The 14032-nt window shown below is 64.3% G+C and carries 15 protein-coding genes; 7 read left to right on the top strand and 8 right to left on the bottom strand.

Going from position 1 to position 14032, the window contains the following annotated elements; translation table 11 throughout:
• The first annotated feature begins 97 nt into the window (after positions 1 to 97).
• Positions 98 to 400, top strand: coding sequence for a hypothetical protein (locus DEJ02_RS07970; protein ID WP_111032592.1), 303 nt, complete (start codon positions 98 to 100; stop codon positions 398 to 400).
• A 40-nt stretch (positions 401 to 440) separates the two neighbouring features.
• On the opposite strand, the gene DEJ02_RS07965 is transcribed toward DEJ02_RS07970, so the two are convergent.
• From DEJ02_RS07965 to DEJ02_RS07950, 5 genes are all read right to left on the bottom strand, one after another.
• Positions 441 to 953 carry an ATP-binding protein gene (locus DEJ02_RS07965; RefSeq protein WP_111032591.1) on the bottom strand — a complete coding sequence of 171 codons (513 nt, stop codon included), beginning with the start codon at positions 951 to 953 and terminating at the stop codon, positions 441 to 443.
• Positions 954 to 1113: 160 nt separating this feature from the next.
• Positions 1114 to 1290 (bottom strand): hypothetical protein, encoded by a 177-nt coding sequence (locus DEJ02_RS18445; RefSeq protein WP_181440301.1) that lies wholly within the window; start codon positions 1288 to 1290, stop codon positions 1114 to 1116.
• A gap of 15 nt (positions 1291 to 1305) precedes the next feature.
• On the bottom strand, positions 1306 to 1908 hold the full coding sequence (locus DEJ02_RS07960) for a hypothetical protein (RefSeq protein ID WP_146249245.1): 603 nt from the start codon (positions 1906 to 1908) through the stop codon (positions 1306 to 1308).
• 824 nt (positions 1909 to 2732) lie between these two features.
• Complete coding sequence (locus DEJ02_RS07955) at positions 2733 to 3170, bottom strand: hypothetical protein (RefSeq protein ID WP_146249244.1); 438 nt, start codon at positions 3168 to 3170, stop codon at positions 2733 to 2735.
• Positions 3171 to 3272: 102 nt separating this feature from the next.
• Complete coding sequence (locus tag DEJ02_RS07950) at positions 3273 to 3818, bottom strand: hypothetical protein (protein ID WP_111032588.1); 546 nt, start codon at positions 3816 to 3818, stop codon at positions 3273 to 3275.
• Positions 3819 to 4031: 213 nt separating this feature from the next.
• Here DEJ02_RS07950 and DEJ02_RS07945 point away from each other — a divergent pair, with 213 nt between their 5' ends.
• The 5 genes from DEJ02_RS07945 to DEJ02_RS07920 all read left to right on the top strand — a co-directional run bounded on the left by DEJ02_RS07945 (position 4032) and on the right by DEJ02_RS07920 (position 10679).
• The gene (locus DEJ02_RS07945; protein ID WP_111032587.1) at positions 4032 to 4286 is read left to right on the top strand and encodes a DUF3892 domain-containing protein; all 255 of its coding nucleotides are present in this window, start codon (positions 4032 to 4034) and stop codon (positions 4284 to 4286) included.
• Positions 4287 to 4884: 598 nt separating this feature from the next.
• A complete protein-coding gene (locus tag DEJ02_RS07935) occupies positions 4885 to 6438 on the top strand; it encodes an HD domain-containing protein (protein ID WP_111032585.1) in 1554 nt (517 codons plus the stop codon).
• Entirely contained in the window at positions 6435 to 7865 is a 1431-nt protein-coding gene (locus tag DEJ02_RS07930; RefSeq protein ID WP_111032584.1) for a hypothetical protein, read from the top strand. The genes DEJ02_RS07935 and DEJ02_RS07930 overlap by 4 nt, the downstream gene beginning before the upstream one ends.
• Before the next feature lie 839 nt (positions 7866 to 8704).
• Positions 8705 to 9724: a hypothetical protein gene (locus DEJ02_RS07925; protein WP_111032583.1), complete on the top strand. Its 1020-nt coding sequence runs from the start codon at positions 8705 to 8707 to the stop codon at positions 9722 to 9724.
• Between the two features lie 64 nt (positions 9725 to 9788).
• Positions 9789 to 10679: an FRG domain-containing protein gene (locus DEJ02_RS07920; RefSeq protein ID WP_111032582.1), complete on the top strand. Its 891-nt coding sequence runs from the start codon at positions 9789 to 9791 to the stop codon at positions 10677 to 10679.
• Between the two features lie 397 nt (positions 10680 to 11076).
• On the opposite strand, the gene DEJ02_RS07915 is transcribed toward DEJ02_RS07920, so the two are convergent.
• The gene (locus DEJ02_RS07915; protein ID WP_111032581.1) at positions 11077 to 11433 is read right to left on the bottom strand and encodes a hypothetical protein; all 357 of its coding nucleotides are present in this window, start codon (positions 11431 to 11433) and stop codon (positions 11077 to 11079) included.
• Positions 11434 to 11713: 280 nt separating this feature from the next.
• Between DEJ02_RS07915 and DEJ02_RS07910 the strand changes: the two genes are divergently transcribed.
• A complete protein-coding gene (locus tag DEJ02_RS07910; RefSeq protein ID WP_111032580.1) occupies positions 11714 to 11932 on the top strand; it encodes a hypothetical protein in 219 nt (72 codons plus the stop codon).
• 194 nt (positions 11933 to 12126) lie between these two features.
• Here DEJ02_RS07910 and DEJ02_RS07905 read toward each other — a convergent pair whose 3' ends face one another.
• Positions 12127 to 13731 carry a hypothetical protein gene (locus tag DEJ02_RS07905; protein ID WP_111032579.1) on the bottom strand — a complete coding sequence of 535 codons (1605 nt, stop codon included), beginning with the start codon at positions 13729 to 13731 and terminating at the stop codon, positions 12127 to 12129.
• Positions 13732 to 13809: 78 nt separating this feature from the next.
• Positions 13810 to 13989, bottom strand: coding sequence for an ATP-binding protein (locus tag DEJ02_RS07900; RefSeq protein ID WP_181440300.1), 180 nt, complete (start codon positions 13987 to 13989; stop codon positions 13810 to 13812).
• Positions 13990 to 14032 lie beyond the last annotated feature (43 nt).

Genomic DNA, 14032 nt, shown 5'->3' with positions numbered 1-14032 from the left:
CTCGGAACAGCGATCAGGAACCGGCGCATGGCGTTCTCTCCACTCGGGGCATGGTCACACGACTCGGTGACACAGAGCAGCAGCGTGGCGCAGGCCCGTGAACCGGAAGTGGCAGGTGTGTGAACCGCTGCCGTACTCGCTGCTGTTGCTCACCACGGACCCCGCCGGGTACGGCGACGACAGGTTCGCACTCATGACCCCTCGACGCGTTGCACTCATGACGCTGGGGCTGCTGGTCATCATCATCGGCTTCGTGTTGATGGCCCACTCGGACGGCAGGCTCGACCGTCTGGCGGCGGTTCTCGTCGTCGTCGTCGGGTTTGCTCTGCTCCTGTTCACAACGGCGCGACCGGGTCAGGCGGCGCTCGCGCGCTACTGGAGCAGGTACGAGAGGAAGTAGCCGCGCACCCGTCACTCCTGCCGGACCGTCGAACTGTCCGTTAGCGGACGTGGAGCTCGAGGTAGTCGAGGGCCCGGCGCACCGTCTCTTCAAGCGGGCGGGTGCTGTCGATGACGAGTCGATCGTCCGTGCGGGGCTCGTACTCGTCGGCGGCCCGCTGTACCTCGTCCCACGTCGGCAAGATGAACCCGGGCAGGTCGTTCGCACGCTGCTCCACCCGGCGACGGTGCTCGTTGACGTCCGCACACACGACCTCGATCACGCGCAGCGGAACCCCGGCGGCTTCCGCTGTCGACGCCCATCCAGCCCGAGCGGGTTCGACACCACTCACCGCGTCGGCGATGACCACCTGTCCGCGAAGCAGATTCGGCACCGCGATGGCGTGCATGATCGAGTAGGCGGCGATCCCGGACTGCTCGCGCGGAATCTGGTACTTCCACATCGCGCCCTCGATCGCATCAACGCGAAGCGTCAGTGAAGGCGTCAGCTCCGCGATCGCAGCAGACAGCGTCGACTTCCCTGCGCCGGGAAGACCACAAACCTGAACCAGCATCGGCAACTCCTTCGTTCCCCGGAGCTCCTTGTCTATCGGTCCTGGACGCGCAGCACCAGCGAAGTGGATACCTTCGTCGGCTTCCGATGACGTGTCCGAATGCCGCGCCGTGAAGCCCTCGGACGGGCGAGATCTGCACCGTCGCAGCGGCTGACGCACGTCACGACGCGCGGGGCACGTTCGCGCGCACGTCGTCGGCCTGCGCCTCGTCGAGTACCCAGAATCCGGTGTGCTCCGGGTAACACTCCCGCAGGTAGGCCCGCACGGCCTGCCCCGGACGAGACTCGTTCGTGTAGCCGAGCTCGGCTGCCAGCTCTCGCGGTGTGTACGTCGTCATCGGTTGCTCTCCCTCTCAGCCGCGCCCGCGCAGCCGCCGAAGCCAGCCGGAGCGCGTAGTGGTCTCGCTACTCGCCTGGGGTGGTGACTCCCCCGCCGCCGGCACGGGCCGAGTCATGGGCGCCGGCGCGCCGATCGTGATGGTCAGCTCGCGCTCCGCAGGGTCCGGGATCGGCGTCATCGGCCAGTCCGACGGCTCGTAGTTGTCCGGAACGACGTACCCGCCGCAGTCGACGACCTCGCCGGCGGCGTTCACCGTGACGTGCTGCACGTACAGCGTCCCGTCGTCGAAGTCGTAGGGGCTGGGCCCGTCCGGTGCGTACGCCGTCTGCTGGCGAAGCCCCTTCGACCAGGAGAGCCGGCCGACGGCGCCTTCGTCCGACGACGCCCACCAGTGGGTCCCTCGCCACTCGACGTGGAGCTCGTCGCCGACGCGGACTGATCCGATGTGCTCGGTGACCGTCGAGTGGTACAGGCTCGACAGCATCGGCGTTCCTCGGCCGGCGTACACACCTGCCATGAGCCCCGCGACACCGAAGCGACGATCGCCGTTCTTGTGCCTCGAGCCGAGCTGCTGATGACCATCCGCGGCCGCCGGCGGTTCTGCCGTCTGCGCCATCACCCCTCCTCGCGCTCGCTGCTCAGGCTACGAGCCGATCAGGCCGAGAGCCACTGCGATGACCAGCCCGCCACCGACGAGCACCGCCGTGGCGCTCCCGATGATCACGGCGAGTCGTTGGTCCCTGTGCATCCCCATGCGTCGAGCCTAGGAGCCGCGGGCACTCGACCGACCACCGCCGGAGCGATCGACGTCGTCGATATCCGCAGACAGACGCAGCATCAGGTCACTTCAAAGGGTGGGACTCAGACCAACGCATAGTGCCATCTATCGCAAGTTCCGGAGCCCACGACCGCAACGGAGTCGGGTGTCACCTTCGTCGAGGAAGACGACGGCCACCGAGTAACGGCCCGGAAGTTGCGGTTGCTCACACCTTCCCGGGACAGAGCGAAAGAGCCCCACATCCCCGTTGTGACGGGGATCTGGGGCTCTTTGCGTTGGCGGGCTCTTTGCGATTTCCCTGGTTGCCTTCCAGCGCCTGGGATCAGGCTGATGCTTCGACCTGGGTTCCCCCCGCGAGCCGGAGTTGTTTCCCCCGTTTGTGAAAGCCCTGGTCAGAGGGGTTTCGGAGCATCGATCCGATAGGGCTGGCGGCGTGCGATACGGCCCGTCAGCTCTCGACTACGCGGCCCTGAAGCCGATCGCTTGGTGCGGCGATTGGCTCTTGGGGGAAATAGAGCTCCGGATTTCGCCGTTTGGGACGGCCTGAGCCAGTGGGACCTACCGGTAGTGGGCTTCAAGCAGGCTCGCATCTGCTCCGGGACGGCTGCGGGTTCTCTGGCGCGCAGCCGGAGGGACAGGAGATTCGGACGACGCGGAAGCGCCTACTCGTCGAGCCTTAGGTCGCCGAGTTCCTCGACCCGCAACGGCGCGTCGGCGAACGACGCGGTTGTCAGTCGAACCATGTACCTCTTGAAGACGCGCTTCGTGATGTCCTCGGCCTGCGTGCCGTGTACTTCGAAGCTCGTGACGGGAAGATGGCCGCGGCTGTCAGTGAACGCTCGGAGCTCCTCGTGCTGCGCGTGCTGCAGTCCATGCTTCGCTCGGTCCAGGGCCTGCACCGTAACCCGGGAAGCGCGGGTAGATGTGCCGTCGAAGAACTCGATGCCGATGATGGTCCATTTGGTTCGGTCGAGCCCGACGACTTCATACAGATCATCCGAGTTCACGGTGATGTCGTCCTCGGCGGCCGCCGTGCCCAGCCACTGGTCGTATTGCACGTGTGCGGGGCCGAGGTCATATGGGTCCACTGTCGTTGCCATAGGGGCACGGTACCGTGGAGCAGTTCGGACCGATCGTCTTCATTTCCAGATCAACCGTCCGATGCAGGTTGCTCGGCGCGAGCCCGATGGCCTGCCAGCCCCTCAGCTCACGTAATCGGCCCTGCCGTTCCATTTCCCTTTGACGGCTCCGGTCGCGAGTCCGCTCCAGGAGCCGTTGAGGATGTAGAACGCGGCTCCTCTGAGCCGCCAGGTCACGCCGACGAGTTCCTCAATGAGCTCGACCATGCCGTCGAATGTGGTCTCGGTGATGGTCTGCTCGCCGTCGGGTTGACGCTCGAGCCCTGCTAGTTCCCATCCGCCGCTGAGGAGATCGGCGCGGAGCATGTCGTGAATGAACCGGTTCCGTGTCGCATACAGCTTGTTTGCGGCGGTCAGCGCCGCGTTCACTGCTCGCCGGCCGGCATCGTCGATGCCGTCTCGTTCGGCTAAGAGCGCCTTGCACTCCTTGACGATGGTCGTGATATACCGCGGCGCATCGAGGAACGCATCGATTTCATGACGGCCGCGCAGAGCAGCATGCACGAAGCGGAGTGCTGCATCGAGGCTCGTCGTCTCCGAGGTGATCCTGCCGAGCAGGAACACCCGCTGATCAGCTGACGGCAGCGTCCGCAACAAATCGAGTTCCATGAGGCCACACTGCCATGCGATAGACAGCAGCGGGGACCTGGACCCTTTGATCCACGGAGACCCGATGGGCTGGCGCCTCCGACCGAGGCCACAGTCTGCTGCCAGCCGCGGTGCCTCTGGCCGCATCGCTTCCGCAAGCCATGTCCGTGGCATGACGTACTCTCAGTTCCACTGCTTCGGGCGATGGTCGCTTGAGCTTCAAAGAAGAAAAGCATGTCGGACTCAGTAATCAAGAACGTCGAGAAGGACCGCGACGGGGACATCACCCACGTGGGAGTCGCCGGAGACTGGAAGTGGACAGTCGCAAAGGTCGTGACGTCGATCGAATCCGGAACGAACACGTTCTACGTGATGCGCCCGCAGCGAGCGGACGTCGTCGTCCGGAGCACAGCCGGAGGGCGCGAGTACCTGAAGACGACGGCGGACACCACCACGAAGAACAACCTCGACAACCTGCCGGCGTTCTGATCGCCCAGAGATGCCACCACGAAGTCGTGGCGGCGTCTCGTCGGCGCCTCGTCAAGACGCCGGAGTGCATCCCGTTGATCGGGTACACCTCCAGCCCCGTTGATCGGTGCCGATATTAGGTGTCAGAGCACCAAGCCCGGTGCCAAGACACCAGGAGCCAGATCACGACCGTCCGCCTCGTCCGCATCACCTACGAACACCATCTCCGTGTTTGGCGCCTCCGCCTCGACCCCGACGCGACGGGCGACGGCGACAATGCTGGTGACCTCATTGGACTCAGCGGGAACGTCCGCGACCCGGACGATGAACTCCGTGTGACAATGCACCTCACCGGTTGGGGTGTCCGCCCGGAACCCGGCGGCTGGCGGGACGCGACGGGACGTGGGTCGTACCGGTGGTAGCGGTCGAGTAGGTCCGGCCGCGCAGGTCACTCGGCCGCGAAGCGCATACATCAGCGCCGATCGGTGTCGTTGGCACGAGAGCGCCGGCGGCTCGATGTCGGCGCAGCCGCGATAACGTGGCTCTCCCCGCTTCGGAGTCGATAGACTCTCACTCTCTGGCCACAACTCGATGGGTCGGATGACTCGATGGGGGACGCGTGCTCGACGACGATCTGCGGGAAGTGGAACAGCCGGACCTGGCTGATGCAGTCGGCAGGATTCCGATTGCTGTCGCCGACTGGTGGAAGACTCCGATGCAGTGGAGCTTCACCGATCACGGGCCGGCTCACTCCCGTCGTGTGGCTCAGTATGCGCTGGAGATCGCCGATAAGGCTGACGTGTCCGAGAAGTACGCGCTGAACCCGATTGAGCGCTTCGTGCTGTGGGCGGCGGCATGGGTGCACGACCTCGGCATGCAGAACCTGCGGCAGACCGAGGACGTCGGTGAGATTCGCTCGACGCACCCGGAACGGTCCCGGCAGATCCTCGAAGAGGAGCGTATCAACCTCGGCACCACGGACCGGCAGGTGCTGAACGTCATCGGCATTGTTGCGAACGCCCACGGCACCCACTATTACCGCCGTGTCGTGGATGAAGAAGGTGCTTCGCAGCGTCTGCGTGGGCACTCAGTGCGCGTCGCGCTGCTCGCGGCGCTGCTTCTGATGGCCGATGAGCTCGACCTCAATACCGAACGCGCTCTGCCGGACAATGCGCCGACGGAGTTTGAGAACGACACAGCAGCACATTGGTTGAAACACCAATGCGTTCAGGATGCAGAACTGCACAACGGCAGCTGGGGCATGCACATACGGATCGCGATGCTGTTCCCGAAGCAGCTAAGCTTCCGCGATCGCGCAGCTATTCAACAGTGGATTAGGGATAAACTGCAGCGGCAGATCGCACTCGTGGATCCGGAATTACAGGATGGCTTCAACGGCAAGTTTGAGTTCGACCCCAACATCACGTTCACCTCGTCTGAGCACCGGATGGCGCAGAAGTACGCAACGTCGGAGGTGATGGCGGTTATCCACCGCGAAAATGCGCGGTCAAAGCTAATCAATCACGTCGAATCTGCCGGACGGGCGACAGCAGCATTGGATAAGTCTCGCAGCATCCTGCTCATCGGCGGCGGTACCGCCGACGGCCGTATCCAGGATGGACGTGACGACCTTTTCGACGTGCTCCTTGCCCATGCGGCTGCGGACGACGTCGTCGTCGGGTCCGCACCCCTGCCGACGCCAGAGACCTCTCTCGCGGCGTCAGATGTGCTGTACGCCTGGACGACCCAGTTGGCGGGCGAGCCACCAGAGCTCGACGTCACCCTGTACGAGCACGACCGCCGCCGCATATTGCTCGGTGTGCTGCAGACTCAGGTACGAGAGGGTGACGGGCGGATCGTGCTCGGCCTACCAGGCTGGGAGCAGCTGTCTCTGCAGGACGCCGCATGGTTGTCCTCCGTAGTCTTCAAATCACTCGGGGAAGCCGATAGCTTGTCACTCGTCGTCAGCACCACGCCCGATCGGGGGCATCCGGAGACGCTCGCTGAGTGGGAGCATGTCATCGTCGGGGAGACCTCAAGCGAGGCGCTGCGACACTGGGTCGTCGCCCGAACGGGCCGGCAGTCCCAGCGATACAAGTCCTGGTGGATTGACTACGCCACCGCAAAGCGGACGACCCTGGACACGGAATCACAGAGAGCAGCAGGCGAATGAGCGGCGTGGACACGCTTGAGCTGAACCAGCAGGCACTTGAGTTGCTCGGCGCGCTCCCGTACTTCGACGTTGATCTGGGCGTTGATGTTGTCGCGCTGTTGCGCCAGCGTGACGGCGAGGATCATCTCCGGTGGGCGAACCAGTACCTGTTCGATCTGGTCGCCGCGGGTCTCCTTGAGGACGTGCAGGGGCTGCTGCGGGTGCCGGCGTATCAACGCGGGGAGTACGCGGGCCCGAGCTGGACGGAGCGCGACACGCTAACGGACGCGGCGTTGCAGCGGTTCGTGTCTGCGGCGTCAAACGGGCTACGAGACGACATCGAACGGGTCATTGGCCCTCGAGGGACCGACGTGCTGGTGCAGGCGGTTCGCGTCGTTGCGGATCCGCCGAGCGACTCTGAGTTCGATGTGTTAGCGGAGACGATTCAGGAGTCCGGACGGCTTGGACGGGCGAACGACGCACGTAACGCAGCTGCGACGCTGCGACGGTTTCTGTCGGACACCGACCGACGGCGAGTTTTCCTCGACGCGATGGCGAAGTGGCAGACAGGTGCTCGAGCTGAAGCTGCCGAACAATTTCGGCTCGTCCTGCAGTCAAAGACTCGGGACAAAGCAGAAGGTATCGCGGCGCATCTGCTGGCCACGTTTGAGCATGAGAACGGTGTCTCGACGTCGGAGACGATGCCGTTGTTGACGCGTGCTGAGAAGGCGCTGCGGCACGTCGACGACCCGTGGGGGCTGAGTTTGACGCTCACGACCCATGGCAGGGTCCTTCGCGATCACGCGAAGGAGACGGACCCCCCGTCGGAGAAGATTCTCACGAACGCCTTGCATCAATACGAGCGTGCGCGGAAGACGTTGGGGAAGGTGCCGCTCGACGATCTGATCGACCCACAGCGATCATTTGGTCGCATAGACCTGGGGCGGGCTGAGGTGCTCGCCGATTTGAAGCAGATTGATGCTGCTATTGAGTTGGCGGAGCAGACGCTGAAGTCGTTGCGTGAGGGCTCAGAAGAGAAGCTTTACGCCCGAACGCTTCTGGCGCGTCTCTACCGGGACGAAAACCGCATCAGCGACGCGTTGGAAGTGTTGAACTCGGACACGATTCGACGGGTCCGTGCGACCCGTCGCGCGGACTATGAGATCGCCAAGGCGTTGAACATCCTCGCAACCGTGCAGCGACGAAGCGGTGACCTTCCTGGTGCGCAACAATCCGCAGAAGAAAGCCTTGAGATCGGCCAGCAGCTGGGCGTAGGACGACACATCGCGCATGCGGCGACGAACCTGGCCGCGATCCGTATAGAGCGGTTGCAGCCGAAAGCGAAGACTGCGGATCGTGACGTTCGGGAGATTCGATCGTTGCTGTACCTGGCGCGCAATCACGGGGCGTTCGTTGAGGACCAGCTTGCACAGCTGCCTTCCTTCTGATTCCCGCGCAGGCGCTACCGCGCAACTAATGAGCGTGTTGAGCGCCGAGGTGGGATATACCGCGCTGAGCAGGCGCCCTCATCTGTTCCGTCGAAACAACCTCCGGCGCGGACAGCGAGCTTGAGCGCGATGCCGATTGCCTACCCGTCCCGACTTCTCCCCAGAACCTGAGTCGGGGCGCCGATGGCTGGCTCACTGCGGCAGCTAACCTGACGTCGTGGACGCGAACTGGGCTCCTAATCGCCTCTACGAATGGGTTGCGCTGGCATTGCCAGCAGGGGCGCCCGGTGGACGCAGTGCGGGCGACCCCTACCCCTGGGCTAATCTTTCGGATGGCAGGGTGACGCAGCTGCGTTAGCGGCATGATCAGACGCCCCGCCTGACGGGGCCTGGCGTCGACACCGACCTGAGCGTGCGTGCAATACGTATAGGTCTACTCAACTACTCGCAGGGAATCTTCTCCGGTGTTCGTAATATTGCAACGCACGCGGTTGATGAGATCAAACCACAGATCGCACTGGAGCAGCCCGCAGCGTTGATTTTCATGGCTTGTTGGGTCGACCGATGCGACCTCGTGCGCGCTGATTGAGATACCCGCAGACGTGCTTTCACTGCTTTCGTCCTCGATTGGTGTTCGACGAGCCGGCAGTACGACCGCCTCGACCTCGACCTCGCCGACCGGGATGTTCTGGCCTTGCGGTCGCCCATCTCAGTTGGAGACCTGGGGGACGTACAGCTCGCCGGGGAAGTAGGTCAAACGGGGCGAGCAACCTTCAGCATGCAGGCGAGCACGGCTGTGACGCTTGCGCGTTGGTCGATGAGCCAGTGAGCTTGACGCCATGAGCATCTCTCTCCCAACGGTTTTCGATTCGGCCACCATCGGCACGGCTACCCCGACGCTCTTCCTTGACCAGTCGGCCTGGGTGCGCCTAGCGCAGGGTGCGCGCGGGAAGAATGTCGAGTTCGAAGAGCTTCGGACCGCGCTGGAGTCCCGGATCGAGGGCGGCGAGCTCTGCATTGCCCTCTCCGCGACCAACTACCTCGAGCTGTGGCACCGCATCGACGGTGAGAGCAGACGAGATGTCGCTGATGTCATGGCCCGGTTGAGTGGCTACGTGACGGTCGCTCCGATCGAGAAGCTCATTGACCGAGACCTCCGTCGAACGCTCGGTTTGCCCGAAGCGATCGGCTCCGTCTTCGACGTAGGAGTCGATCATGCGTTCGCGAGTCCGCTTGGCCGCCTTCGGGTTGTTGCGCATCTAGCTGACGAAGACGGCGTCGAGGGTCCGGAGCTTGACCCACCACAAGACCTGGTTGACGTCTTGGCGCGCGCGGATCCGACGATGAGGGAATGGAATCACCTTGCAGGCCCCGATCGAGTGTTCGAGATGGACGGCATCGAGATGCGGCCGGAGCATCGCTTAGGCGGGCAGTTCGCGGTCCTGCAGCACGACCTCCGAGTGAGATCGGCAAGTGGTACTGACGCGTCCTTGCTATACCGGTCGCTCGTTGCCCAGACATTCCAGATGATCGCGTACAACCTCAATGAAGACGTCACGGCGGGAGTCCGTGACAGATTCCGTTCGGCCGTCGACGGTGTCGCGCTGGTGAACCACACACCGACGCTCACCGTCTTCACCGAGCTGCTATTCCGTGCCCACCGAAACTCCGATTACTCATTTCGGCAACATGATCGGGCGGACGTGATGAGTCTGGCACAGACGATCCCCGTCTGCGACGCGGTCTGGGCGGACAAACACTGGGCGTCCATCGCACGCGGCGCCCGTCTAGACGCCGCATACGACACGGTCGTCCTCAGCAGCCCGCTCGCTCTCGCGTCCTGGCTCCAGCGACTTTGATCCGTGGAGTCGTCCTGGGTATCGCACTTCCACACTGACTACGCGATTCACTAGTATTGCTCACATGTTGACATGGCGTCCCACGAAGCCGGCTCCGGAACAGGCAGCTCGAGAGCTCGTCTCCGTCGCCATGCACCTTCACACCACCTACCAGGACGTGTTCCTGTGGCGAGGTCAAACGAATACCGCTTGGGGCCTCACCCCCGGGATGCACTCCCGGGTCACTGGATCGACACTGCCTCACACGGAAGCCACCTCATCGCGGGCGACCGCGCACCTGTTGAGCACCGCGCGGGCCGTTGGAGTTCACGAGTACAACGGCGCAAAACTGCCAGACCTGGCCCTGCTCGCACACCTTCAGCACTACGGCGCTGCGACTCCGCTGCTCGACGTGTCCACGGACCCGCTGATCGCACTGTGGATGGCCGCTTTCAAGAGCCCGGAACGCCCCGGCAACGGGGACGACGTGTCCGGCGCTTTGTTCGGCATTGTCAAGCCGGAGGACAGCCACTGGATCAAGTCTCTCGATTCAAGGAAGTGGGACGACTCCCCACTGTCCATCAGCAGCAATCTCGACGGCCGTGTCTGGTGGTACCAGGCGCCGGACGTGACCGAGCGTCTCCGCATCCAACGTGGCTCGTTCCTCCTCGGCCCGCTGCAGGCCGGCCGTCCGGACGGCACCACCCTCCCGCTTGTGGTCGACCCGGCGGGCGAGAAGAACTGGGTGGAAGACCGCATCACCAGCCGCGGTAAACCCGGTGCTCCGGCAAGGCGAACCACGGACGTGTTCAAATTGGAGATCCCCGCCGCCTCGAAGCAGTTCATCCGCAAGCTGCTCATCGAGCGCTCCGGCCTGACCGTCGCGGCGATCTACCCGGTTCCGTGGCACCGCCCTTACATCGAAGAGTTCTCCCGCAGCTACGACCGATGCCGACCGCTAGGACTGGATCTGTGAGCACTTCCCGCTGCGCGAGGCGGATGAGCCACGGCCTGCATCGCGATCGCTCCTCACCCTCTGGCTAGCCCACTCGTGGGTGCACCGGACCTCGGACTTCATCGCCGGGAACGGATGATTTCACCTGGGATCCGGAACCAAGTGGCGCTCATGCAGACCCCGCTCCGACGATGCAAACCGACCTCATCGCGTCCGGAGCCTGCTACTTCGGCCTGTAGCGGGAATCACTGTCCTTGCGCTGTCTGTGTCGGGGGCGCCGGCGTCAGCTCCCCCTCCCCCCCCACAAAAAAAACACACACTCCTAAGCCTCAAACTCTCCTCGCAAGGAAGACGACCTTGCCCGAATGGCGTCGCACGATCAGCTGACACCGGGCATCAGCGCTGCGGGCTCGAGGTCTTAGTACCGGCGCAGGATCCGCCCAGCTGCGGTCGAGGCGCGGAATCGGTCGAAAGCGCCTCCTGCAGTTCCGGTCAGCACGACCATCCCAGCTTTCACCTCCCCGATGAGCCGTCGGTGTGCCTTCAACTCCTCGGGTGGAACCTGTTCGGAAGTGGCGTCGAGCACGATGACGACAAGGGTGAGGTGATCTCGGACGCGTCTCTGGCCGTCTTCGCGCGGGAGGTCCTCGCAGAGCGCGAATGTGCCAAGGAGGCCTCGGATCGCGATCCAGTGAATCGCCCGTACGGCAGTCGCTGTCGGCTCTACCCGCAGCCTTGCGTCGAAGTTGATCGTGAGGAAAGCCGAGAACGGCATCTCGGGGAAGCGCTAGCCAGCGCCGCCGACGTCGGCTGCGGCCGCGACCAACCGGTCGGCGCTGTCCTGCAGCTCGCGCGCCTGCGCTGCGACGGCGTCCCGGTGGCGTTCCTTGACCTCGGGTGGCAGCGGGAGCGTCGATGTGGGAGGCAGCGAGGCAACTTGCCGCCCATGCCGTGATTGGAGCTGCGAGGCGCTCGCGAGTGCCTCTGGGGAGCCCGGCCAGCGACGTCATCGCGCTCCGCGCATCCTCGCCCCTCTGTCCGCGCATAGAGACGTCATGACGACTTCAACCTCTCCTCGTCCCACCCCGGGCCAAGCGGCGCTCGTACGGGTCAGCGCGGCGCTCGACCGTGCGGAGCAGCTGCTTCGGGACGAGGAGTACGACCCCGAGGTCTTGCTCGTGTCGACCCCGCTCCGCGTCATCGCCTACATCCGGTCCGCGGTCGACGGTCACGATGCGACGAGCGGCGATGCTGTGGCGGGGTCATCCAGCTGAGCTGCCTCCACAGCGCCGACGGGCGGGACCTCGTCGCTCACGGCCTCCACTGCGGCGGTCGCCGACCCTGATGGATCGGAGTCGTCCACGACTGCCGCGATGCCCTGGATCAGCTGTGCGACGCGGCCGAGCTCGCGCTGCGCGTCGAGGTACTCCCGATACGCCGCCTGTGCGTCGGCGAGCAGCTTCTGGTACTACACGACGCGGATGCCGCGCTGCGCGAGGGAACGGATCTGCTCCTGCTTCACCTCGTGGTCGTCCCATCCAGCCAGCGGACGGCCGACCACGCAGATCGTCTCGAACAGTTCGTCGCTGCCGATGGACCGCAGGTACTTCCGCAGCGCGGACCGGTACTTCTCCACCTGACTGGAGAGCTCCGCCTCCGTGACGATCCGCTTCGCCCGCTTCAGCTCGACGATGACGTGGACACCGCCGGTGCGCTTATACCGGATGTCGATGCGGCTCTTCTTCTCCGCCTTCGTCAGCTTTTTCTTCAGCCCGGCGAAAGCCTTCCCGACCGTCTCCTCCATGCTCCAGTCGGTCGCGCGTTCCCAACCCGGATCGAGGAGCCAGAGGTTGTCGTACAGGTGCTCTTGCAGGACCACCTCAAGAGCGTCCTCCTCGACGTTCTCCCGGAGCTTGTCGATGACTTCGAGACGTTGCTGCACGATCCGGTGGTACATCGCCGCCTGGATGTCGCTGATGTCCCCGAACACCGTCGAGAGACGCTGGAAGTCGGCGGCCTCCAACCGGTCCAGCGCTTCGAGGTTCTCCCGGTAGCGGAGGTTCTCGAATCCTAGGACCGCCTGCGCGTAGAGCTCACGGCGTTCCTCGGCGCTGTCGACAGTCAGCTGCCCGATCTTGCCGAACAGTTTGTCCGCCTTCGGTCGGATCTTCGGCGGCAGCGTCGCGAACCACTGCTCGATGAGCGGATTGTCGAACGCCTCGCTGCGCCCCGCGGCCGCGCGCAGGTCCAGCCACGTCGCGCCTATCCGGCTCACCTGGCCGCGCAGCCAGTGCGCCAACGCGCGGTAACGCGGATCGTCCTCGATGATCCGCTGCCTACTGCTGGTGGCGATGTCCTCTAGGTCGTCGTCGTCGAGGAAGTCTGCGACGAGCTCTCCGATGAGGTACGACGCATAGACGCCGTTCTCGTTGAACTCCTCCAGGAGGTCCTCGTGGGCGAGTTTACCCCGCATGATCAGGCCGATCTTATTGAGGTTGTCCTTCGTCCCCGGATCCTTCAGGTCCGACACTGTGCGGGCGGTGCCGATCCACCCCGTCACGGTGAAGGGGACCGCGTCCGGTAACGGCTTGAGGTCTTCCCCGAGCGGCTTCAGCCTCACCGGGCCCTTGTCGACTTTCTTTTCTGCCTTGCCTGCCCGGCCGAGGTACTGCGCGGCGGTGTCCTCTTCGCCGTAGGCCCATACGTACTGCAGCTTGTGGAAGTAGTCGCGGTCCTCGACGGTGACCTCCTTGCCACCGATGTACAGGCGGAATCCGTGTTCCGCGCCGAGGATGGAGAACCGACGCGCCAGGCGGGTCCGAAGGCCCGCTGCGGCCTGCACGAGGCCTTTCTTCAGATTCCGGAGCACGATCTTCGTGCCGACCGTCTGCGCCACACGCGAGACCGGCAGCTCTTGCGGGTGGTACACCGACTGCGGCTTCGCCAACGCGGCACGGATGCCCTCTACGGACATCGACAGTGCGCTGCGCTGCCCGTCGCGGATCGTGAGCACATCGACGTCGTTCGCGACCGAGAACAGGGACAGCTTGCCGATCCCCTTCCTGCCCATCACAGCGCGTCCCTCAGGCGACTCCGGCACCTCGTCCTTGCCCCGTCGCTGATACCCGACATTCAGGAACCGCTTGTTGACCTACTCGCGGGTCATGCCGTGTCCGTCGTCCGTGATCGTCACGGTTCCGCCGGCGACGTCGATGTCGACCCGTGTTGCGTCGGCGTCCCACGCGTTCGCGACGACCTCGCTCAGCACGGCAGGGACGTTGCTGTACAGGTTGATGCCGAGATGGTTCAGCACGTTCAAGCTGATCGTCATCTCGTATGCGTGCGTCGTTGCCATAGTTCCCCCGGGTCCTCGT

Source organism: Curtobacterium sp. MCLR17_042 (assembly GCF_003234695.1).
In the GTDB taxonomy this organism is placed as follows: domain Bacteria; phylum Actinomycetota; class Actinomycetes; order Actinomycetales; family Microbacteriaceae; genus Curtobacterium; species Curtobacterium flaccumfaciens.
The sequence above is the reverse complement of the archived record's forward strand: the minus strand, read 5'-3'. Positions and strand labels throughout refer to the sequence as shown.